Here is a 21,975-nt window from a genome sequence, read left to right as displayed (position 1 = left end):
CTGTCCGTCCACCCCTGATCTGCTGCCGGACGGGCGAACGGAGTCCAACCCCATGGTCTTGAATCGCGGCTCGGCAAGGCCTGGAAGGCATTGGAGTCAGCCGAGGTGCACACCCCGTCCGGTGAGGGTGGCCACGTCGATGCGGATGAATAGATTCCGTGCTCCGCCACCCCAAGGCTCGGGCATGATCTGCCCCCACAAGTCCGTCAGGAGCTCCGGTTCCATCACCCGGGATGACGGGCCGCTGGCCAGCACGGACCAACCCTCGCTGCGCGCTGGACGGGCGTCATCAACCTGAAACGACGACTGCTGGTGCGGGACGGCATCGCTGATTATCCCGTCCGGAGAAGTGCGGAAGTAGATGGCCTTGTTGTGCACAAGGTAGTTGACGGGCAGGATCATGACCCGGCCGTCGCGCACGAATCCGAAGCGTCCGGTGGTGTGCGAGCGGAGCAGGTCCCAGCACTGATCCTCGCTGTATTCTGTCGTGACGTGCCGGGCGCCGTCGATGCGGCCTGGTGCCATGTTCGGTATGGACATGTCCGTTCCTTTTCTATCGGTTGCGTCGTAGGCGGCAGGTTCGGCCGGCCGCTTCCGGCACGGGGTTTAGTGAAATGAGGAAGTCCGGGCATCGGAATCAGGCGTGTTCCAGATGTCCGGCCGGGTGGTCTTGAACCGGCGCCCCGTGAGCGACTCGGGGGTCAGCCGCAGGTAGTGGTTCTTGTCGCCAGGCTGCCAGGGGTCCAGATGCAGTGCTCCCGCGGCGGCCTGCTGCCCCGGGTCCAGCACCAGCTCTGCGCGGCCCCGGGCCATTACACTCCAGGCGCTCGCCGCGACGGCGTCGTATCCGTCGATTTCCAGGGCACACTGATCCCGCACCGTGCTCCAAAGCTTCGTTCCGAACCCGGTGCGGAAGATGATGGTGTTCTGGTCCACGACATAATTGACGGGGAAGATCTCGGGGTGCTCGCCGACAATCACGGCCAGCCTTCCGACGACGGTACGGTCCAGCAGCTCCCAGCACTCGTCAGGGGCAAGCCGTTCGGTGAGGTCTCGCTGTTTGGGGCGCATGCCTTTGACCGTACGGTGCGGCGAGCGGCACCGTTAGGGCCTTTAGACCCCGCCTCACGCTGAAGTCTGGTTGATCACGCCATGGCGCGGTAGTCTGTCCTCGGATATGCGCGCGGCTGAAGTTCCGGGCCCACAGATCCACGTGATTCGCATCCGGCGGAAGGTGGCACATGGAAGGTCCCGTTCCGGGCTCTGACCCTGGCGAACGTCCGCTCACGGCCGGCATCCGGATCGAGGACCTGCTCAAGGATTTCGTGGCCCGGGCCGGGGAGCTGGTCCACGCCCAGGAACGCATGCGTGGGCTTCTTGAAGCCGTGGTTGCGGTCGCTGAAGACCTCAGCCTGGAAGCCGTGCTGGACAGAGTGGTCAGATCGGCATGCCAGCTGCTGAACGCCCGGTACGGGGCCCTTGGCGTCCTGGGCGAAGACAGGTCGCTCAGCCATTTCATCACCGTCGGAATCGACGCGGAAACGGCCGGACGCATCGGCCCGCTGCCAACGGGACACGGAGTGCTGGGACTTCTGATCAGCGACCCTGCGCCTCTGCGGCTGCACCACCTGCGCCGCCACCCGAAATCGTACGGGTTCCCCGAGCACCACCCGCCCATGGATTCTTTCATCGGCGTGCCGGTCCGGGTGCGGGACGTGGTGTTCGGCAACCTTTATCTGACCGAAAAAGAAGGCGGAGGCGACTTCACCGCCGAAGACGAGGACCTCGCGGTTGCATTAGCGGCCGCCGCCGGCGTCGCAATTGAGAACGCGCGCCTGTACGAGGACGCCCGCCGCCGGACACAGTGGCTGGAGGCCTGCATGGATGTCACGGGCCGGATGAGGGGCGAGGAGCAGGAAGGTCAGCGCCAGGACGGGGGCCAGGACCTCATCGCAGCCCGGGCGCTCCAGGAATCCGACTCGGATCTTGCGCTCATCCTGGTACCCGACGGCGGAATGGGGTCCTTCCGCGTCATCGGCTCAGCCGGAGAACACGGCGCCCACTACGCCGGACGGGTGTTGGCTATGGATGTTCCTGAGATCAGGGCGATCCTGGCCACCGGAAAACCCGCGCTTCTGGACGATGCCACCGAATGCCTGGCTTCGGCCGCGGGCCTCCCCTGGGGCAGGCTCCTCGCAATAGACCTGAGTGCGCTGGGGACACATCACGGGCTGCTGATGCTGGCAAGGAATCCCGGGGCCGCAGCATTCTCCCGGACCGATGTGGACATGGGGTCCGTCTTCGGATCCCATGTTGCGCTGTCCCTGGAACTTGCCCGCGGCCACCGGATGCGGGAGCAGCTCGTAGTGTTCACAGACCGTGACAGGATCGCCCGGGACCTGCACGACGTCGTGATTCAACGGCTGTTCGCCGCAGGGCTGAGCATCCAGAGCCTTCGCCGGTTCACCACGGATGAATCCGCCACGGACAGAATCGAGGCGGTGACCGGAGAGCTGGACGAGACAATCAGGGATCTCCGGGACACGATCTATTCGCTGCGGGCCACCTCCGGTGAGACGGAGCTGCTCAGTAGCCGCGTGCTCCAGACAGTCCGCAGCGCCTCCATGACCCTCCCGTTCGCACCACGCCTGACCATGACAGGGCACATCGACTCGGTGTCGGATGCCGGCATGGTTTCGAATCTGCTGGCCGTCGTCTCAGAAGGCCTCAGCAACGCGATCCGGCACTCAGGTGCAGACTCCATTGCCGTGTCCGTGGCTGCGGCGGATGGCAGGGTGACTCTCCTGATTCAGGACAATGGCGTGGGGTTCAGCGACCCCGTGCCCGGCAACGGCCTGGCGAACATGAAGCACCGGGCCCGGGATCTGGAAGGGTCATTCACGGTGGAGAGCTCGCCGGCTGCCGGGACCACGCTGGTGTGGTCGGTTCCGTTGAACTGAGACTTCAGCGAATCCGTGGGGCCTGCGCGTCAGATTCATGAGCCATGTACACAGCGGCCTGGGTGCGCCGCTCAAACCCCAGCTTCGCCAGCAGCGAGGAGACATAGTTCTTCACCGTCTTCTCGGCCAGGAGCATGTTCTCACCGATCTGCCTGTTGGTCAGGCCTTGGCCCACGAGCTCCAGCACCCGGCGCTCCTGCGGGGTCAGCGACGCGACCCGCGGATCAACGTGCTCGGGCTCCACCAGCCCCTGAATGATCCGTGCCTTCAACTCGGCATCAAACAAGGACTCGCCCCGGGCCGTCCTGCGCAGGGCCCCCAGGAGATCAGTGCCGCCGATTTCCTTGAGCACGTACCCCGCGGCGCCCGCCAGAACGGCGCCCCGCAGCGCCTGTTCGTCGTCGTAGCTCGTCAATATCAGACAGTTTAGCGATGGGTCCACTGAGCGCACTTCCCGGCAGACCTCAATGCCCGTCCCGTCCGGCAGCCGGGCATCGAGAACAGAGACGTCCGGGCGGAGGGCCGGAATCCGCCGGGCTGCTTCTTCTGCCGACCCGGACATTCCGACAACAACAAAGCCCTCGCCCTCCAGGAGTTCCTGCAGGCCACGTCGGACCAGTTCGTGATCGTCCAGGACGAAGACACGGATGGGTCCGGCTGCCGATGCCTCGGAGGTCCGGAGCGAATCTTGTGGGCGATCCATTTTCCTCCTGCCTGCAGCCGGTACGGCTACAAATAACGCCGGCATGTCGTGGTTGCCGGCCCTGCAATTGTTGCCGAGCACCCGGAGGGTCGCAAGGGTCCAATGGCCCGGGTCGGTCCCGCGACTTTCGGCCCTATCGTCGGGGCCGGATCCCGGTCAGTCCAGACGGGCAGGCCGCTTGCGAGCGAACGGAGGGGACATGGCCGGCGCTGCCCGGCCCGCCCGTCCTTGTAATCCGCTCCCCTTCGAACGACCGCCAGGGCGCCGAGGCCGTTCTCACTGGCGGAAACCTCGGTGTAGGTTTTGTCCGGGCCCCGGCGTAGACTGAAGTTATTAGAATATGTATTCGAATAACTTTATTTTCAGTTTGTTCCGGGAGGCACCCATGGGCATGTTCAGCGAGTCTGTAGACGTCGTCTGCACTCCTGCCGGCCAGCCCTTGAAGCTTCAGTGGGCAGGCCGCCAGTACACTGTCTGCGCCGAGCCGGTGCGGTGGTATGAACGGCGTCAATGGTGGGCTGAGGAAAGCCGCGCGCCGCTGGGAAGCGGCCCAGGACTGGTGGACCACGAGATCTGGCGGATCCAGGTCCGGGCCGCTGATGCTAAGGCCACTGGCATGCCGCCAGGAAAACGCGCTGTGCCGCCGCGGTTCCCGGAGGACCCGCTCACCCTCGACCTGGTCCGGCAGACAGGCAGCGGACGCTGGAGACTGCTGCGGATCCATGATGCGCTCCGTCCCAGAAGCGCATGACCTTCACACATCTGCACGTTTCCACAGCCTTCAGCGCCCACTATGGTGTGTCCTGGCCTGATGAGCTGGCGCAGGCCGCAGCCGCGGACGGCGCCACGGCGCTCGCCTGCACCGACCGCGACGGCCTGTACGGAACCGTCAAACACCTCAAAGCCTGCATGGTTGCCGGGCTGGATCCTGTAGTGGGGGTTGACCTTGCGGTCTTTGACGACGACGGCGACCTCCGCACCCAGCTCGCGGGCCGCGTCGTCGTACTTGCCCATGGACAGAACAACGGCGCCGGCTACCGGGCCCTCTGCCGGCTGATTTCGGACGCCCATGCCCGCACCTCCGGGAAAGCCGGGGGAGCGGTGCCGGTGGCGGTCACCCGGGCAGAACTTGCCTCAAGAACCCTGCACCCGGAAACCCTGAAGCCGGTGCTCACCGTGCTGATCGGGCCGGATTCCGACGTCGGACGTGCCATGGGCGGGCGCCGCTACCTGCGGCCGCGCACCCTGTTCAAACGCTGGCTGGACGCCATGCCACCGGGAACCGTGGTGACGGAAGTGGTGTCCCAGCTCAGCGCACCCGGTCAACCGCTGAGCACGGCCCACGCAGTGCGCATGCTTAAACTGGCTGAGGAATTCGGAGTGCCGGCAGTGCTGAGCAATGCCGTGCGTTACTGCGCCGAGGACGGCGCCGCCACGGCGGACGTACTGGATTCCGCCCGCGCCCTGAAATCCCTGCCCGAACTGTCCGCTGAACCGCTGCTCCAGCCCAACGGGCAAGGCTGGCTGAAACCCCCGGCGCAGATGCTTCAGCTGGGCAAGGAAATCATCCATGCCGCCGCATATGGTGCCGCGGACCTCAAACAGCTGATGGCGCAGACGGAGGCGCTCGCGGACCGCTGCCGGATGGACCCGGTCACGGACATGGGCTGGAAACAGCCGGTGGTCCCGGAGGCCTCGGTGATCGGTATTACAGGGGATCCGCTGCTGGAGCTGACGCAGCGCTGCGAGGCGGGGATCAGCCGGCGGTTCCCGGGGATCTCCGGCAAGCCGGCGGCTCAGATGCGCACCCGGCTGGAGCATGAGCTGCGGATCATCGCGAACCTGGGCTTCGCGTCCTACTTCCTTACCGTGGCCGAGGTATCCCGGATGATCCTGGACATGGGGGTCCGGGCTGCTGCCCGCGGGTCCGGGGCCTCCAGCCTGGTCAACTACCTGATCGATGTCAGCCAAGTGAATCCGCTGCAGCATGACCTGATCTTCGAACGGTTTCTCTCCCGGGACCGGGCAACGCTGCCGGACATCGATATCGACGTCGAAAGCGCGGAACGGCACAACGTCTACCGGAAGATCTTTGACCGCTTCGGTGCTGAGCGCGTCACCCTGATGAGCATGCAGAACGGCTACCGCGCCCGCGGCGCTGTCCGGGATGCCGGCATGGCGCTGGGCATGGATGACGGCGATGTGGGCGAGATCGCCAAACAGCTGTGGCGTTTTTCGGCGCGAAAGTTTCGCGAAGCCCTCGTGGAGAAGCCGGAGCTGAGGGAATTCGCAGGGCGGGTGGAGCAAAGGGACTTCACGGAAAACCAGCAGCTGGATCTGCTCGTGGACCTGACCGAACGGCTGGACCGGCTGCCGCGCCATATTTCCATGCATCCCTGCGGGGTGATCCTTGGGGACGCAACCCTGCTGGACCGGACTCCCGTCCAGCCCAGCGGGCTTGGCCTGCCCATGAGCCAGTTCGACAAACACGACATGGATCCCATGGGTATGCTCAAACTCGATGTGCTGGGCGTCCGGATGCAGAGCGCCATGGCCTTCGCTGTCCGCGAAGTGATCCGGCTTCATCCGTCCAAGGCCGAGGTGGTGGCGGCAGGCGCGCATCCTTCCGGGCCGGACGGCACGGGGCCGGACTACATCACCGACGACGGCCGGATCGATCTCAACGCGGTGCCGCTGGACGATGAACCCACCTACGAACTGATCCGCAGCACCCACACGCTGGGCTGCTTCCAGATCGAATCCCCGGGCCAGCGCGAGCTCGTGGGCAAAATGGCGCCGCGTGATTTCAACGACCTCATCATCGATATTTCGCTGTTCCGCCCGGGGCCGATGAAATCGGACATGGTGCGGCCCTTCCTTGAACACCGCCATGGTTTTGCGCCGGAGGTCTACCCGCATCCGGCCCTGAAACCGGTGCTGCAGGAAACGCACGGGGTGACGGTTTTCCATGAGCAGATCCTGCGGACCTTCAATGTGATGACAGGCTGCGACCTGGCACGTGCGGATGAGTTCCGCCGCGCGCTGGGCAACGAGGCTCTTGAACCCAAGGTGGAGGAGTTCTTCCGGAAGGAGGCCCGGGCCAGGAACTACACGCCGGAAGTGGTGGACAAAGTCTGGGGAACACTAAAAGCCTTCGGCAGCTTTGGTTTCTGCAAGGCACACGGCGCGGCCTTCGCCGTGCCCACCTACCAGTCGGCCTGGCTGAAAGCCCACCACCCGGAGGCTTTCCTGGCCGGGCTGTGGGAACACGATCCCGGCATGTACCCCAAACGGCTGCTGGTGGCAGAGGCCCGCAGGCTGGGCATCCCCATCCTGCCGCTGGACATCAACCGCAGCCACGCGGAGTACCGGGTGGAACGGGTCGATGCGGGGCCGGACCGGGGCAAGCTGGGAATCCGGCTGAGCCTGAACGGGATCTTCGGCCTGTCGGCAGCCGAACTTAAGCGGATGGTGGCCGGGCAGCCCTATGATTCGCTGGCGGATCTGCGCGCACGGTCCAGGCTGAGCAAGCCGAGCATCAAGCGGCTTGCCCAGCTGGGTGCGTTTGATTCCATGCACCGCGAATCCGGGGGAACCGCAAACCGGGCTGATCTGGTCCACCACCTGCAGAACCTGCAGACCCGTCCGGGCAGAAAAGGCATCGACGTTATGGAGGGCCAGCTGACCCTGCCACTGGGCGATGTTGAGTTGCGGAATGTGAAGGCCGGGCTCCCGGAACCAACTTTGGTGGAAAACGTCCGGGCAGAGCTGGACCTTATGGCCATTGACGTCAGCGGGCACCTGATGGACAGCCACCGGCCCATGCTGGACAGGCTCGGCGTCACCACGGCAGACAAGCTGCTGGGGCTGCGCAACGGCACGGAGGTGCTGGTTGCCGGCGTCCGGATCGCCACCCAGACTCCGCCCATGCGCGGCGGCCGCAGGGTGGTGTTCATCAGCATCGACGACGGCACAGGCTGCGTTGACTCAGTCTTCTTCCATGAAGCGCAGGAGCAGGCCGGACCTCTGCTGTTCGGTACCCGGCTGCTGCTGATCCGCGGCACCACCCGCAGGACCGGGCCCAAGGGCATGAGCCTGAGTGCCAGCATGGCGTGGGACCTCAGCCGGGTGGAGACCCTGCCGTTCCCCGAGCATGGACCGGCGGCCGTTGATTCCACCGATCCGGAGGAGTTCAGGCAGCCCGGCCCGTTGGACGGCATTACCAGGACGCTGGCCATCACCGGGCTCGGCAGCTGACGGTTTCGGTTGGCAGGCAGTTCCCCTGCGCCCGTTGGTCGGCCTCTCCGGAAACCGATAGCATGGACGAGGCTGGCTGTGGTCCCCGTACGCCACAAGCTACGAAGCCTAAACATTGAATAGGAGACACCCGTGTCAGATGCCCAGCAGATCACCCTCATCGTCAATGGCGAAGAGACCAAGGTGACTACCGGGACCACCGGCGCGGAACTCTTTTTTGAGCGCCGCGACGTCGTTGTTGCCCGCGTGAACGGCGAGCTGAAGGACCTGGACCAGCCGCTGCCCGAAGATGCGGAAATCGAAGGTATCACCATCGATTCCCCGGAGGGACTCGACGTGCTGCGGCACTCAACCGCCCACGTTATGGCCCAGGCTGTCCAGCAGCTGCGCCCCGACGCCAAGCTCGGGATCGGCCCGTACATCACCGACGGCTTCTACTTCGACTTCGATGTCGAAGAACCGTTCACCCCCGAGGATCTCAAGACCCTCGAAAAGATGATGCTCAAGATCGTCAACCAGAACCAGAAATTCATTCGTCGCGTTGTCACTGAAGACGAAGCCCGTGAAGCCATGAAAGACGAGCCCTACAAGCTCGAGCTCATCGGCCTCAAAGGCGCCGGTTCCGAGGCTGACGGTTCAAACGTTGAGGTGGGCGGCGGCGAGCTGAGCATCTACGACAACGTGGAGCGCAAGGAAGGAACCACGGTCTGGTGCGACCTCTGCCGTGGCCCGCACCTGCCCAACACCAAACTGATCTCCAACGCCTTCGCCCTGACCCGGTCCTCCGCCGCATACTGGCGCGGCAGCGAAAAAAACAAGCAGCTGCAGCGCATCTACGGCACGGCCTGGCCCACCAAGGACGCCCTCAAGGCCTACCAGGAACGCATTGCCGAGGCTGAGCGCCGCGACCACCGCAAGCTCGGCGCGGAACTTGACCTGTTCTCCTTTCCGGATGAGCTGGGCTCCGGCCTGCCGGTGTTCCACCCCAAGGGCGGCATCATCCGCAAGGCCATGGAGGACTACTCGCGCCAGCGCCACATCGACGCCGGCTATGACTTCGTCTACACCCCGCACATCACCAAGGGGCATCTCTACGAGGTCTCTGGCCACCTGGACTGGTACAAGGACGGCATGTTCCCGCCGATGCACATCGACGCTGAACTGAACGAGGACGGCACGGTCCGCAAGCCCGGCCAGGATTACTACCTGAAGCCGATGAACTGCCCCATGCACAACCTCATCTTCCGGTCCCGGGGACGCTCTTACCGCGAGCTGCCGCTGCGGCTCTTCGAGTTCGGCTCCGTATACCGCTACGAGAAGTCCGGTGTGGTGCACGGCCTGACCCGAGTGCGCGGCATGACCCAGGACGACGCCCACATCTACTGCACCCGCGAGCAGATGAAGGATGAACTCACCAAAACGCTCAACTTCGTGCTCGGGTTGCTGAAGGACTACGGCCTGGAGGACTTCTACCTCGAGCTGTCCACCAAGGACCCCGAAAAGAACGTGGGTTCGGACGAAATCTGGGAAGAGGCCACACAGACCCTGGCGGAAGTGGCCCAGGAATCGGGGCTGGAGCTTGTTCCGGATCCGGGTGGAGCCGCGTTCTACGGCCCCAAGATTTCGGTGCAGGCCCGCGACGCAATCGGCCGAACATGGCAGATGTCCACCATCCAGCTGGACTTCAACCTGCCCGAGCGCTTTGAACTGGAATACCAGGCCGCGGACGGAACCCGCCAGCGCCCGGTCATGATCCACCGCGCCCTTTTCGGCTCGATCGAACGGTTCATGGGTGTCCTGACCGAGCACTACGCAGGTGCCTTCCCGGCGTGGCTGGCCCCGGTCCAGGTGGTGGGCATCCCGGTGGCTGAAACGTTCAACGACTACATGTTCGACGTCGTTGGTCAGCTCAAGGCCGCAGGCATCCGTGCCGAAGTGGACATCTCCTCGGACCGGTTCCCGAAGAAAATCCGCACAGCCAGCAAAGACAAGATTCCGTTTGTGCTGATCGCCGGAGGAGACGACGCCGACGCCGGTGCAGTGTCCTTCCGCTTCCGCGACGGCAGCCAGGACAATGGTGTGCCGGTAACAGAGGCTGTCCGGCGGATTGTCGAAGCCGTCCGTAACCGGGCCAGCTAGCGGAAACGGAACAGCGGGTGCAGGAGAACACAGGCGCGGACTATCCGGGCGACGCCGGCGTGACCGATGACTTCGGCCTTGCCGGAGTTCCGGATGCTTTTCAGCGCCTGTGGACTCCGCACCGGATGGCTTACATCAAGGGCGGGCAGAACCAGTTCAAGAACCAGGACGACTGCCCGTTCTGCGTCGCTCCGTCACGCAGCGACGAGGATTCGCTGATCGTTTTCCGCGGGAAGACCAGCTACGTGGTGCTGAACCTGTTCCCGTACAACCCGGGGCACCTCCTGGTGTGCCCGTACCGCCATGTTCCGGACTACACGGATTTGAGCGTAGAGGAGACCGCGGACTTCGCAGAGCTGACCCAGACGGCGATGCGCGTCCTCCGCAAAGTGGCAAACCCCGGCGGGTTCAACCTCGGGATGAACCAGGGTGTTGTGGGCGGCGCCGGTATCGCCGGCCACCTGCACCAGCACATTGTTCCCCGGTGGGGTGGGGACGGTAATTTCTTCCCGATCATTGCCCAGACCAAGGCCATCACGCAAACGCTTGATGAGGTACGTCAGCAGGTCGCCCAGGCCTGGCCCGGGGAGTCGCATGCTTAACAGGCATGCCCGCGGTTTTTTCACCGCGCTGTTCTCCCCGCTTGCCCGCTGGCTGCTCAAAATAGGGGTGTCGCCAGACGCGATCACCATCGTCGGCACTGCCGGCGTGGTGGCTGGCGCCCTGGTCTTCTACCCTCTCGGCCAGCTCTGGTGGGGAACGCTCTTCATCACCGCGTTCATTTTTTCGGATGTCATCGACGGCATCATGGCGCGCATGCAGAACGGCGGGGGGCGCTGGGGCAACTTCCTTGATTCCACCCTCGATCGTGTTGCCGACGGCGCACTGTTTGCCGGCCTCGCCATCTGGTTCTTCACCGGTGGAACGGATGACGCGATAGCGATTGCCGCCGTCGTCTGCCTTGTTCTTGGCATGGTGGTTTCCTATGCCCGGGCCAAGGCGGAGGCGCTCGGATTTGAGGCTAATGTGGGCATCGCCGAGCGCGCAGAACGGCTGGTCTCCGTCCTCGTGGTCACGGGCTTCACCGGCCTGGGACTGCCGAGCATCGTGCTGCTGGTGACGCTCGGGCTGCTCGCCCTGGCGAGCCTGATCACGATAGTTCAACGGGTACTCACGGTTCACCGTCAGTCGCTTGAAGTCCCCGAGTAACCCGAATTAAGCCGCGTCGCCGCGGGGTACTAGTATTAGGACTGCCTGGTCAATGGTTCCGGCAATCCGGTGTGTGCATGCTGCGGCATTTCGGTGCCGTCTGCACCCCGGCGAAGGTCATCTATCTACCCATAGGGGTTTTTGTGTCTACACCTGATGTAAGCAGCGAAGCCGGCAAGTCCGCGAACAGCGTGACGGGCAGCAACCGCGTCAAGCGCGGCATGGCAGAGATGCTCAAGGGCGGCGTCATCATGGACGTCGTCAACGTCGAGCAGGCCCGCATCGCCGAGGATGCCGGCGCCGTTGCCGTTATGGCGCTCGAGCGCGTTCCTGCCGATATCCGTGCCCAGGGCGGCGTATCCCGCATGTCCGATCCGGACATGATCGATGCGATCATCGACGCCGTGTCCGTGCCTGTCATGGCGAAGGCCCGGATCGGCCACTTTGTTGAAGCCCAGATCCTGCAGTCCCTCGGCGTCGACTACATCGACGAGTCCGAGGTCCTGACCCCGGCCGACTACACCAACCACATCGACAAGTGGAACTTCACGGTTCCCTTCGTCTGCGGTGCAACCAACCTTGGTGAGGCCCTGCGCCGCATCAACGAGGGCGCGGCGATGATCCGCTCCAAGGGTGAAGCGGGTACCGGCGACGTCTCCAATGCCACCACCCACATGCGCCAGATCCGCGCCGAGATCAAGAAGCTTGCGGGACTGGCGGAAGACGAGCTCTACGTCGCGGCCAAGGAACTGCAGGCCCCGTACGAACTCGTCAAGGAAATCGCCTCCACCGGCAAGCTTCCCGTTGTCCTGTTCACGGCGGGCGGCATTGCCACCCCGGCTGACGCAGCCATGATGATGCAGCTAGGCGCTGACGGCGTGTTCGTCGGCTCCGGTATCTTCAAGTCCGGCAACCCCGCCCAGCGCGCCGCTGCCGTTGTGAAGGCAACCACCTTCTTCGATGATCCCGACGTCATCGCCAAGGCCTCCCGCGGCCTGGGCGAAGCCATGGTCGGCATCAACGTGGATGAGATCCCGCAGCCGCACCGCCTCTCCGAGCGCGGCTGGTAACCAGCAGCAGCAAAACATTTGCGACGACGGCGGCCGGTCACCTGCGAAGGTGACCGGCCGCCGTCGTGCTTCCTTCCTCCAATCGATTGCTCCCCAACTGCCCTTTTGGCCACCCATAAGGGCACATACGGAGCAATGGATGATCGCGGGAGCTGATTTGCGCCGAATGGCCTCCGTGCTCTGAGGGCTACCCGAGGCCGCGGCGTTTCAGCAGCGGCCCGAGCTCGGCGTCACGCCCGCGGAAGGTCCGGAACGACTCGAGCGGATCGCGGCTGTTCCCGCGGGACAGCAGTTCCGTACGGAAGTGGCTGCCGTTGGCGCGGCCCAGCCCGCCGTTCTCCTTGAACCAGTCCACGGTCTCGGCGTCCAAGACTTCACTCCAGATGTAGGAATAGTAGCCGGCGGCATAGCCTGCACCGGCGAAGATGTGCTGGAAGTAACCCGTGCGGTACCGCGGCGGTATGAGGGTGTGCGCCACACCGGCGGCGGCGAGTGACTTGGCCTCGAACGCGAGTGCGTCGTCCGGGATGTCACTGCCATCCAGAAGGTGCCACGCGAGGTCCAGCAGGGCTGCACCCAGATACTCGGTGGTGCCGAATCCCTCGCCCCACAGCCGGGATTCGTTGAGCCTGTCCACCACATCCCGGGGGAGCGGATCGCCGGTGGCATGGTGGCGGGCGTAGTTGGCCAGTACCTCGGGCCACATGATCCACATTTCGTTGACCTGGGACGGGTATTCCACAAAGTCGCGGGGGACGGCGGTGCCGGAGAACCGTGGATAGGTGACGTCGGAGAACAGCCCGTGGAGAGCGTGGCCGAATTCATGGAACGCGGTGCGGAGCTCGTCCAGAGTGAGGAGCGTGGGCTCTCCGGCCGGCGGCTTGGAAATGTTCAGGTTGTTGATCACCACGGGCTTAGTGCCAAGGAGGGCGGACTGCTCCACGAGGGAATTCATCCAGGCACCGCCCCGCTTTGAATCCCTGGTGTAGTAGTCGCCCAGGAACAGTCCAAGCTCGGTGCCGTCCTCGTTGCGGACTTCCCAGATCCGTACGTCGGGGTGGTAACCGGCCAGGTCCGTGCGCTCGTGGAAGGTGATGCCGTACAGCGAGGTAGCTGCGAAAAACACACCGTCCACCAGCACTCGGTCCAGTTCGAAATAGGGGCGGATGGCCTGCTCATCCACGGCGTAGCGTTCACGCCGGACCTTGGCGGAGTAGTACGCCCAGTCCCAGGCTTCGAGGGCGTGGCCGGCCGCCTCTGCCAAAGCGGCAGCCTCAGTGTCTGCATTGCGCACGGCGGCCGGTGCCAGCCGGCTGAGCATGGTCTGCACGGCCCCGAAATCCGGCGCGGTCTGCCGGTCAACCACCAGCTCCGCGTAGTTGGCGAAGCCCAGGAGCGTGGCTTTCTCGGCCCGGAGCTTCACCGTGGATTTCACGAGGTCCAGCACGTCCAGCCTGTCGCCGTTGCTTCCGCGGGCTATCGACGCCTCATACAGGCGGCGGCGGACGTCCCGGTTCTCGAGGGCGGCCATGGCCGGCTGGTTGCTGGGCTGGATGAGGGTGAGGAGGAACTTTTCTTCGTGTCCGGCGGTCCGGGCCGCCTCGGCAGCGCTGGCAATATCGTCGGCAGGCAACCCGGCCAGTTCCGCCACGTCAGTGAGAAGCAGCGCGCCTGACTTCATTGCTTCCTTGACCCGCTGGCCGAATTCGGTGCCCAGCCGTGAAAGTTCGGCGTTGACGGCCTTGAGCCGTTCCTGTCCGGCGTCGTCGAGCTGGATGCCGGTCTGGCGGAACTCCCTGAGGTATTCCTCCACAAGCCGGACAGACTCGTCATCCAGTCCGGCGGTGCCAACGGCATCGAAGCGGTCAAAAAGTCCGCGGTTCAGGTACACAGCGTCCTGGTGTGCGGAGAAGCGGGGGGAAAGTTCCGTCTCAAGTTCACGGATGGCCTCCGAGGCGTCGGCTGACACAAGCGTAAAAAAGGACGCCGCGGCACGCTCGAGCAGACGTCCGGAACGTTCCATGGCAAGTGCGGTGTTCTCGAAGGTTGCCGGCTCGGGGTTGTCCACAATGGCCTGGATTTCTGCGAGTTGCTCAGCGAGGCCGGCGTCCACCGCTTCGGCGTACTGGGCATCGTTGATCTCGGCGAATGGCGGGAGTCCGAACGGCAGCGGGCTGGGACGCAGCAGGGGGTTAGTCATGAAATAACACTTTCACATAGTCGCCATGTTCTCAATGCTGTCCGAAGTGTTTTGTGAACGCGGTCACCGTAGGATTGCGGCTATGGGGAACAGACTCAAAACGTCTTCCGTCCGCACAGCCTCGGTCATGGCGGCCGTGGCACTAATGGTGTCGCTGGCGTCCTGCGGACTGATAGCCGAGCAGGAGAGTCCCGACGGCAACCCGCCGCGGGCCTCATCAACACCCACGGCCTCAACACCCACAGCCACGCCTGCTCCCACCCCCACGCCTACTCCCGGCGCAGGCCCAGCGTGTAAATCGATCCGCTGTACCTCCGTGCTGGTCACCGGGGACATGCTCGTGCACGCCCAGCTGTGGCAGCAGGCCCAAGAGGACGCAGCGGCCGCCGGCAAGGCCGGACTGGACTTCGTGCCGTTGCTGGAAGGCCAGCGCCGCTACATCAAGGCCAGCGACCTCGCCATTTGCCACCAGGAGACTCCGGTTGCCGGGCCCGGGGGTCCCTTCTCGGCATACCCGTCCTTTAACGTCCCGCCGCAGATTGTCGCAGCCTCGAAGAATCTGGGCTATCGCGCCTGCACCACCGCCAGCAACCACACCATCGACCGTGGCACCGACGGACTGCTCCGCACCCTGGACGCCCTGGATGCCGCGGGCCTGAAGCATACCGGCTCCTACCGGACCGAGGCGGACTCCAAAGGCATTCTGATGCTGCAGACCGCAGCGGCCAAAATCGCGATCGTGCAGGGCACCTACGGCCTCAACGGGCAGTTCCCGGAACAGGATTGGCAGGTGGACATGCTGGACGCTCCCACCATGATTGCCAAGGCGAAAAGAGCGAAGGCGCTCGGGGCTGACATCGTCCTCGGCGCGATGCATGCTGGCGACGAATATGTGAGCGTAGCGAATGCCCAGCAGAAGGAGGTGGCTCATGCACTCGTGGACAGCGGCCAGTTCACCATGATCTACGGCCACCACACGCACTCCGTGCTTCCCATCGAGAAGTACAAGGGCACATGGATCGTCTACGGTCTCGGCAACGGGATTACCGAACTCTCGCCCACGTACGTGGCGAACAACGAAGGCCTGCTGGTCCGCGCCCAGTTCAGCCAGGACACGGCCGGGAAGTGGACGGCATCCGACCTCGGCTGGGCGCCGTCGGTGATTGTCCGCGGGCCCTACCGCTGGTGTTCAGTAGCAGCAGATGCACCGCAGGGGGTCTGCGCCACCGCCGAGGCGGATGCGGCCACCAGACTCCGGACGAAGACGGTAGTGGAATCCATGGGCGCGGCCGCGGCCGGTGCCCACGAGCTGCTTATCACCAAGCAACCCTGAGCCGGGGAGCTGTCGGCCGTGAGGCCCCGGGTCTGACTCGGAAACCCGGAAGGTCAGCGCGGCCGGCGGGCCGCGTGGTCCCGGGCCAGCACCGCGTAGTGATCATCCGGCGCACCGGCGGTGAAGCTGCCGTACTTACGTTCGACGGCGGTGCGGATCAGGAAATCGGCAATGGCCGGGTTTTTGGGGAGCAGGGATCCGTGCAGATAGCTGGCCACCACGTTGCGGTAGCGTGCCCCTTCCTGCCCGTCGGTGCTGTTGTTGCCGGTGCCTTTGGCCACGGTGCCAAGGGGTTCCACGCCAGGCCCAAGGGTTGTCTGTCCGCTGTGGTTCTCATACCCCAGCACCTCGCCGAATTCCTTGGTGGCCACCTTCACGTTCCCGATGAGCCTCTCATCGGTTCCGTGGGTCTCGACGTCAAGAATCCCGATGCCCGGAATCACCGAGCCGGTATGGGTTTTGAAGAAGCGGCCGAACAGCTGATAAAGGCCGCAGATGACCAGAATGGGGGTGCCGTCCTCGGCCAGTTCCTTTAGCACATCAGCCCGCGCCAGCAGATCATCCTGGATCACCAGCTGCCCGCTGTCCTGGCCGCCGCCGCCAACAATCAAATCGATGTCCTGCGGAAACTCGTCACCGACGTTGTACTCCAGGAGCTCCGGTGTGTAGCCGTGCCAGTACAGCCGCTGCCGCAGGACCAGGGCGTTGCCCCAGTCGCCGTAGATGTTCATGTCGCGCGGGTAGAGCTGAAGCACACGGATGGTGCCTTTGCTGCCCGGTTCTGACACGTTCGACTCTGACAAGGGGTTCATGAGACCACTTCCACTGTGGTGATTTTGGACAGCTCGCGGCGGATGGCCAACATGGCCGTGTAGGTGCAGAAGACGCGTTTGGGTTTGCCCTTTGCATCACGGATGAAGGCGGCCAGTGCCGGTGCGATGTCCGGCTGGACGGCGTCGATGCGGACCCCGTCATACTGGAGCCTCAGTGCCATGTCATAGGCGCGGGACCCCGTCAGCTGGTCCACACCGCCGTCGCGCAGTGATTCGAACTCAACGTCCCACAGCCACGACATGTCGCGTCCGTCGGCATAGTTGTCGTTGATGGCGATCATGGTGGCATAGCCGGCGGACGGGAAGGATTTCAGGCCGAGCCGGAACCCGCTGGGGTTTTTGACCAGGATGAGATCCAGCGAGAGTCCGTCAACAGTCAGGCTTTCACCGCGGCCAAAGGCGGGGGCCACCCGGGACAGTGCCTCCAGCAGGGTGTCGTGGTCCGTGGCGGCGCCGTCGCTGCCGGAAATACTGCGCGCCAGCGTCAGCGCCGCCGCCGCGTTGAAGATGTTGTATACACCACGGAGCTTCATCGCAGTGGTGACCGTGACGCCGTCGTACTCAAAGTCAGCGCTGTCCGCACCCACCCGGCGGAGGACGACGTCGGCATGCGGCTTTTCAGGGACAGCCGCCGGTCCAGGGGCACCGGGGACGGTCCGCATGTCGTCGTCGTTGGGGAAAGTGCTGAGCAGCGAGTCGTCAAGGCCAAAGTAAAGGACCTCGGGCCCATCAAGGGTGGCGGCGATTCCCGCCACACGCGGATCCTCACGGTTGAGGACCACAGTGCCGGTGGTCTTGGAGGCAATGCGCTGCAGCAGCTGGGCTGTTTTGTCGATCTCGCCGAAACGGTCCAGCTGGTCGCGCAGCACGTTGAGCAGGAGGCTGTAGCGCGGCGGAACCCTGTTGACGAAGTGAACAGCGTGGGCCTCGTCCAGTTCAAGCACGGCGACGTCCGCGTGCAGGCGCCCGCGCCAATCAACTTCGCCCAGGAGCGCGGCTGCAACGCCTCGGGTGAAATTGCTGCCCGTGCGGTTGGTAAAGACCTTCAGGCCCTGGCTCTCCAGCAGTTCAACCACCATTTTGGTGGTTGTTGTCTTGCCGTTCGTGCCGCTGACCACCGCCACACCGCGGGGGAGCGTGGACAGTGTCCGTTGCATAAAGCCGGGGTCGATTTTCTCGACCACGAGCCCGGGGAGGGCAGAGCCTCCGCCCCTGAGCCGCGAGACCCGGCGAACCAGCTTGCCGAGCGGAATACTGAAGTAAAGCATGCTCTGTAATATATCCCAGCAGCGGCATGGAATCGGGCCGGCCACCGGCCGCACGGGGAATCGGTGGCGCCCGGCCCACTATGATATCTGGATGACCAATCCCCTTTCAGCGGCTGCTTCCCGCGTGGGCTCGGGCCTGCGAATCGGTGTCCTGGCGCTCCAGGGCGACTTCCGCGAACACCTCCATGCCGTAGAAGCGTCCGGCGCCACCGGCGTCGGAATCAGGCGTCCGGCGGAACTTGACGGACTCGACGGACTGATCATCCCGGGCGGCGAATCCACCACCATTGACAAGCTGGCCCGCATTTTTGAACTGGCGGATCCGCTGCGTGAGCGGATAGCCACCGGGCTGCCGGTGTACGGTTCATGCGCCGGAATGATCCTGCTTGCCAATGAGATCGCGGATCCGGCAACCGACCTGGCAGGCAACGCCCAGCAGACTTTCGGCGGGCTTGACATCACGGTCCGCCGCAACGCTTTTGGCCGGCAGCGCGAATCGTTCGAGACCGACCTTGACTTCAAGGGGCTCGACTTCAGCGCCACGGATTCCGGAGTACCCCCGGTGCACGCTGTGTTCATCCGCGGGCCGTGGGTGGAACGTGTAGGTGAAGGGGTTGAGGTGCTGGCCCAGGTGGAACCCGCGGATGCCGCCCACGCCTCACACGCAGCTGCATTGCAAGGGACGGCTAGAATTGTGGCAGTACGTTCCGGCCACCTGCTGGCCACCTCCTTCCACCCGGAAGTGACTGGGGAAAAACGTGTGCACGAACTTTTTATCCGAATGATCAGAGGAGAAGCGTAAAGCATGTCAGGCCACTCCAAATGGGCGACGACCAAGCACAAGAAGGCCATCCTCGACAGCCGCCGGGCGAAGTCGTTCGCCAAGCTGATCAAGAACATCGAAGTCGCGGCGCGCATGGGCGGACCGGACCTTGCCGGCAACCCCGGCCTGGAATTGGCTGTCACCAAGGCCAAGAAGACCTCCGTCCCCGCCGACAACATTGAGCGCGCCGTCAAGCGTGGCGCAGGCCTCACCGGCGAAGTGGTGGACTACACCGAGATCATGTACGAGGCCCGTGGCCCGCAGGGCTCGGCACTGCTGATCGAATGCCTGACCGACAACAAGAACCGTGCGGCCTCGGAAGTCAGGCTGGCCATCTCCCGCAACGGCGGCACCATGGCCGACCAGGGCTCGGTCAACTACCTGTTTACCCGCAAGGGTGTTGTGTCGCTGCCCAAGAACGAACTCACCGAAGACGATGTCCTGATGGCCGTCCTCGAAGCCGGGGCCGAGGAAGTCAAGGACAACGGCGACTCCTTCGAAATCCACTCTGAACCCACCGACCTTCAGGCCGTCCGCGATGCCCTGAAGGAAGCCGGAATGGAGTACGAAACCGACGAAGCCGAATTTGTGCCGACCATGCAGGTTCCGCTTGACCTGGAAAGCGCCAAGAAATTCATGAAGCTCGTGGACGCGCTCGAAGAGCTCGACGACGTCCAGAACGTCTACAGCAACGCTGACCTCAGCGACGAAGTGCAGGCCGCACTGGAAGCTGAGTGATCAGCCGCCTTGCGATTTAAGCCGAAGGCCCGGAAATGACTCTGCGTGTATTGGGAGTTGATCCGGGCCTCACCCGTTGCGGCATCGGCGTTGTCGATGTTGAAAAGAACCGCAGGGCCACCATGGTGGCGGTCGGGGTAGTGGGTTCCTCGCCGCACGAGACGCTTGACCAGCGGCTGCTGGTCATAGCCCTGGCCATCGACGAATGGCTGGACCGCTACGAACCCGACGTTCTGGCCGTGGAGCGTGTCTTCTCGCAGCTCAACGTCAGCACCGTTATGGGCGTGGCGCAGGCGTCCGGCGTGGTGATCGCAGCGGCAGCACGGCGCGGCATACCGGTAGCCCTCCACACGCCGTCGGAAGTCAAAGCGGCCGTCACCGGCAGTGGAACCGCCAATAAGGACGCCGTGACCAAACTGGTGACCAAGATCCTCAGGCTTGAGGCACCGCCGAGGCCTGCCGATGCCGCAGATGCATTGGCGCTTGCCATCACCCACGCATGGCGTGCCGGGAGCGGCGCCGCTGTGGCCACCACCGGCCCCGGAAGCGAGTCGCTCACGCCGGCCCAGCGTGCCTGGGCGGAGGCCGAGGCAAAGGCGCGCCGTGCACGCTGAATGTCAGTCCGGCTTGCTAGTGTATTCGTAGATATGTTCGGATAGCCGGTTTCCCCGGCGGTACTTCAGGAGCCCGGCCTTGATCAGTTTTCTCCGCGGAACCGTAGCGCACGTCGGGTTGTCCTCCGCCGTGATCGATCTCAACGGTGCCGGCATGAGCGTCAACGCGACGCCGCAGACCCTGAGCCGGCTGCGCACCGGCGAGGAGGGCAAGCTGTTCACGTCCCTGATTGTGCGGGAGGATTCCCTGACTCTGTTTGGCTTCGCCAGCGACGACGAACGCGAGGTTTTCGACGTCCTTCTCAGTGTCAGCGGCGTGGGCCCGAGGCTGGCTCTGGCTGTCCTGGCCGTCCACGAACCGGAGGCAATCCGGGTTGCGGCGCACACCGGAGACAGCAAGACCTTTACCAAGGTTCCGGGAATCGGACCGAAGGTCGGCGGCCGGATTGTGCTTGAACTGGCAGGCAAGCTGGTGCCTCATGGGACCGCCGGCGGCACAGCCCGGGCCCCGTCCGCTGCCTCCGTCTGGAAGCCGCAGGTTGTGGCTGCCATGACCAGCCTCGGCTGGTCGGAAAAGGACGCCACGTCCAGCATTGACAGCGCGCTGGCGGATTCGCCGGAGCTGGCGGACAAGGGCAACGTGGCCGAAATCCTCCGTACTACTTTGCGCTGGCTTGGCCAGGACGGCGCCCGTGCCGGCAACAGGGTAGGCACCCGTGGGTGAACCGTCGATGGGGGCCGGGGGAGAGGAGCCGGAAGAGCGGGCCATTGAAGCCGCCCTCAGGCCCAAGAACCTTCAGGACTTTGTCGGCCAGCACCGCGTCCGCAAACAGCTGTCCCTGGTGTTGCAGGCCTCCAGGATGCGTGGCCGCAGCGCGGACCACGTGCTGTTCTCAGGACCGCCCGGCCTTGGTAAAACCACACTCGCCATGATTGTTGCGGCTGAAATGAATGCCCCGCTGCGGATAAGCAGCGGTCCGGCCATCCAGCACGCCGGAGACCTTGCAGCCATCCTTTCTTCGCTGTCAGAGGGCGAAGTCCTGTTCCTGGACGAAATCCACCGGATGTCCCGGCCTGCAGAGGAAATGCTCTACATGGCCATGGAGGACTTCCGCGTCGACATTGTGGTGGGTAAAGGAGCGGGTGCCACCGCCATTCCGCTGGAGCTGCCTCCCTTCACCCTCGTGGGGGCCACCACCCGCGCCGGGCTCCTGCCCGGGCCGCTCCGCGACCGGTTCGGCTTCACCGGGCATCTGGAGTTTTACTCCGTGGCCGAACTTGAGCTGGTTTTGCGGCGATCGGCTGGTCTGCTGGACCTGAAGGTGAATTCTGCGGGGTTCAGCGAAATCGCGGGGCGCTCCCGGGGAACGCCCCGAATCGCCAACCGGCTTCTGCGCCGCGTCAGGGACTGGGCGCTTGTCCACGGCATCGAACAGATTGATGCCCGGGCTGCGTCCGCTGCGCTGGACATGTATGAAGTGGACAAACGCGGGCTGGACCGGCTGGACCGTGCCGTCCTGGAAGCCTTGATCACCAAATTCGGCGGCGGTCCGGTGGGGCTGTCCACTCTGGCAATTGCGGTAGGCGAGGAACCGGAAACAGTGGAAACCGTAGCCGAGCCGTTCCTGGTCCGGGAGGGGCTGCTGGGCCGAACGCCCCGCGGCCGGATTGCCATGGCACCGGCGTGGACACATCTGGGGTTTGCCGTTCCCGCCGGAGTCTTCGGACAGGAGCCTCCGGACCTGTTTGACGCCGGCGAAACAATTGATGAAACGGTCCCTGAGTGGATTCACAACGGTCAATAGCACCGTGCTGTCAGCTTTTCCCT

19 protein-coding genes are annotated in these 21,975 nt (G+C 64.3%); 13 read left to right on the top strand and 6 right to left on the bottom strand.

Going from position 1 to position 21,975, the window contains the following annotated elements; genetic code table 11:
* Window positions 1-96: 96 nt before the first annotated feature.
* On the bottom strand, window positions 97-540 hold the full coding sequence (locus tag V3C33_09190; GenBank protein XAS69402.1) for a pyridoxamine 5'-phosphate oxidase family protein: 444 nt from the start codon (window positions 538-540) through the stop codon (window positions 97-99).
* Window positions 541-606: 66 nt separating this feature from the next.
* Window positions 607-1,071, bottom strand: a complete 465-nt coding sequence (locus tag V3C33_09185) for a pyridoxamine 5'-phosphate oxidase family protein (protein ID XAS69401.1) — start codon at window positions 1,069-1,071, stop codon at window positions 607-609.
* Between the two features lie 170 nt (window positions 1,072-1,241).
* On the opposite strand from V3C33_09185, the gene V3C33_09180 reads away from it, so the two are divergent.
* A complete protein-coding gene (locus tag V3C33_09180; GenBank protein XAS69400.1) occupies window positions 1,242-2,960 on the top strand; it encodes a GAF domain-containing sensor histidine kinase in 1,719 nt (572 codons plus the stop codon).
* Window positions 2,961-2,964: 4 nt separating this feature from the next.
* Here the strand turns inward: V3C33_09180 and V3C33_09175 are convergent, their stop codons facing one another.
* A complete protein-coding gene (locus tag V3C33_09175; GenBank protein ID XAS69399.1) occupies window positions 2,965-3,663 on the bottom strand; it encodes a response regulator transcription factor in 699 nt (232 codons plus the stop codon).
* Between the two features lie 385 nt (window positions 3,664-4,048).
* Between V3C33_09175 and V3C33_09170 the strand changes: the two genes are divergently transcribed.
* From V3C33_09170 to pdxS, 6 genes are all read left to right on the top strand, one after another.
* On the top strand, window positions 4,049-4,414 hold the full coding sequence (locus tag V3C33_09170) for a hypothetical protein (GenBank protein XAS69398.1): 366 nt from the start codon (window positions 4,049-4,051) through the stop codon (window positions 4,412-4,414).
* Complete coding sequence (dnaE, locus tag V3C33_09165; GenBank protein XAS69397.1) at window positions 4,411-7,920, top strand: DNA polymerase III subunit alpha; 3,510 nt, start codon at window positions 4,411-4,413, stop codon at window positions 7,918-7,920. The genes V3C33_09170 and dnaE overlap by 4 nt, the downstream gene beginning before the upstream one ends.
* Window positions 7,921-8,052: 132 nt before the next feature.
* Window positions 8,053-10,059, top strand: a complete 2,007-nt coding sequence (thrS, locus tag V3C33_09160; protein XAS69396.1) for a threonine--tRNA ligase — start codon at window positions 8,053-8,055, stop codon at window positions 10,057-10,059.
* 17 nt (window positions 10,060-10,076) lie between these two features.
* A complete protein-coding gene (locus V3C33_09155; protein XAS69395.1) occupies window positions 10,077-10,661 on the top strand; it encodes an HIT domain-containing protein in 585 nt (194 codons plus the stop codon).
* Complete coding sequence (locus V3C33_09150; protein ID XAS69394.1) at window positions 10,654-11,268, top strand: CDP-alcohol phosphatidyltransferase family protein; 615 nt, start codon at window positions 10,654-10,656, stop codon at window positions 11,266-11,268. The genes V3C33_09155 and V3C33_09150 overlap by 8 nt, the downstream gene beginning before the upstream one ends.
* A gap of 143 nt (window positions 11,269-11,411) precedes the next feature.
* Window positions 11,412-12,338, top strand: coding sequence for a pyridoxal 5'-phosphate synthase lyase subunit PdxS (gene pdxS / locus V3C33_09145; protein ID XAS69393.1), 927 nt, complete (start codon window positions 11,412-11,414; stop codon window positions 12,336-12,338).
* Between the two features lie 187 nt (window positions 12,339-12,525).
* Here pdxS and V3C33_09140 read toward each other — a convergent pair whose 3' ends face one another.
* Window positions 12,526-14,538, bottom strand: coding sequence for a M3 family metallopeptidase (locus V3C33_09140; GenBank protein XAS69392.1), 2,013 nt, complete (start codon window positions 14,536-14,538; stop codon window positions 12,526-12,528).
* An 82-nt stretch (window positions 14,539-14,620) separates the two neighbouring features.
* On the opposite strand from V3C33_09140, the gene V3C33_09135 reads away from it, so the two are divergent.
* A complete protein-coding gene (locus V3C33_09135; GenBank protein ID XAS69391.1) occupies window positions 14,621-15,871 on the top strand; it encodes a CapA family protein in 1,251 nt (416 codons plus the stop codon).
* 53 nt (window positions 15,872-15,924) lie between these two features.
* Here V3C33_09135 and V3C33_09130 read toward each other — a convergent pair whose 3' ends face one another.
* Window positions 15,925-16,683, bottom strand: coding sequence for a glutamine amidotransferase (locus V3C33_09130; GenBank protein XAS69390.1), 759 nt, complete (start codon window positions 16,681-16,683; stop codon window positions 15,925-15,927).
* Entirely contained in the window at window positions 16,680-17,972 is a 1,293-nt protein-coding gene (locus tag V3C33_09125; protein ID XAS69389.1) for a MurT ligase domain-containing protein, read from the bottom strand. Before V3C33_09125 ends, V3C33_09130 begins: the two co-directional genes overlap by 4 nt.
* Before the next feature lie 91 nt (window positions 17,973-18,063).
* Between V3C33_09125 and pdxT the strand changes: the two genes are divergently transcribed.
* The 5 genes from pdxT to ruvB all read left to right on the top strand — a co-directional run bounded on the left by pdxT (window position 18,064) and on the right by ruvB (window position 21,952).
* Window positions 18,064-18,774, top strand: coding sequence for a pyridoxal 5'-phosphate synthase glutaminase subunit PdxT (gene pdxT / locus V3C33_09120; protein ID XAS69388.1), 711 nt, complete (start codon window positions 18,064-18,066; stop codon window positions 18,772-18,774).
* 3 nt (window positions 18,775-18,777) lie between these two features.
* Window positions 18,778-19,533, top strand: coding sequence for a YebC/PmpR family DNA-binding transcriptional regulator (locus V3C33_09115; GenBank protein XAS69387.1), 756 nt, complete (start codon window positions 18,778-18,780; stop codon window positions 19,531-19,533).
* A gap of 35 nt (window positions 19,534-19,568) precedes the next feature.
* Window positions 19,569-20,147 (top strand): crossover junction endodeoxyribonuclease RuvC, encoded by a 579-nt coding sequence (gene ruvC, locus V3C33_09110; protein XAS69386.1) that lies wholly within the window; start codon window positions 19,569-19,571, stop codon window positions 20,145-20,147.
* A 79-nt stretch (window positions 20,148-20,226) separates the two neighbouring features.
* Window positions 20,227-20,871, top strand: a complete 645-nt coding sequence (ruvA, locus tag V3C33_09105; protein XAS69385.1) for a Holliday junction branch migration protein RuvA — start codon at window positions 20,227-20,229, stop codon at window positions 20,869-20,871.
* A complete protein-coding gene (gene ruvB / locus V3C33_09100; protein XAS69384.1) occupies window positions 20,864-21,952 on the top strand; it encodes a Holliday junction branch migration DNA helicase RuvB in 1,089 nt (362 codons plus the stop codon). Before ruvA ends, ruvB begins: the two co-directional genes overlap by 8 nt.
* Window positions 21,953-21,975: the final 23 nt, after the last annotated feature.

The sequence above is a fragment of the Micrococcaceae bacterium Sec5.7 genome, from assembly GCA_039636785.1.
GTDB lineage: Bacteria > Actinomycetota > Actinomycetes > Actinomycetales > Micrococcaceae > Arthrobacter.
This window is presented reverse-complemented; position numbering and strand designations above follow the sequence as displayed.

Coding starts and splice junctions, on each gene's coding strand:
- V3C33_09190 (XAS69402.1), bottom strand. CDS start 540: ATGTCCATACCGAACATGGCACCAGGCCGCATCGACGGCGCCCGGCAC.
- V3C33_09185 (XAS69401.1), bottom strand. CDS start 1,071: ATGCGCCCCAAACAGCGAGACCTCACCGAACGGCTTGCCCCTGACGAG.
- V3C33_09175 (XAS69399.1), bottom strand. CDS start 3,663: ATGGATCGCCCACAAGATTCGCTCCGGACCTCCGAGGCATCGGCAGCC.
- dnaE (XAS69397.1), top strand. CDS start 4,411: ATGACCTTCACACATCTGCACGTTTCCACAGCCTTCAGCGCCCACTAT.
- V3C33_09115 (XAS69387.1), top strand. CDS start 18,778: ATGTCAGGCCACTCCAAATGGGCGACGACCAAGCACAAGAAGGCCATC.
- V3C33_09125 (XAS69389.1), bottom strand. CDS start 17,972: ATGCTTTACTTCAGTATTCCGCTCGGCAAGCTGGTTCGCCGGGTCTCG.
- pdxT (XAS69388.1), top strand. CDS start 18,064: ATGACCAATCCCCTTTCAGCGGCTGCTTCCCGCGTGGGCTCGGGCCTG.
- V3C33_09170 (XAS69398.1), top strand. CDS start 4,049: ATGGGCATGTTCAGCGAGTCTGTAGACGTCGTCTGCACTCCTGCCGGC.
- V3C33_09140 (XAS69392.1), bottom strand. CDS start 14,538: ATGACTAACCCCCTGCTGCGTCCCAGCCCGCTGCCGTTCGGACTCCCG.
- ruvC (XAS69386.1), top strand. CDS start 19,569: ATGACTCTGCGTGTATTGGGAGTTGATCCGGGCCTCACCCGTTGCGGC.
- V3C33_09135 (XAS69391.1), top strand. CDS start 14,621: ATGGGGAACAGACTCAAAACGTCTTCCGTCCGCACAGCCTCGGTCATG.
- V3C33_09130 (XAS69390.1), bottom strand. CDS start 16,683: ATGAACCCCTTGTCAGAGTCGAACGTGTCAGAACCGGGCAGCAAAGGC.
- V3C33_09150 (XAS69394.1), top strand. CDS start 10,654: ATGCTTAACAGGCATGCCCGCGGTTTTTTCACCGCGCTGTTCTCCCCG.
- V3C33_09180 (XAS69400.1), top strand. CDS start 1,242: ATGGAAGGTCCCGTTCCGGGCTCTGACCCTGGCGAACGTCCGCTCACG.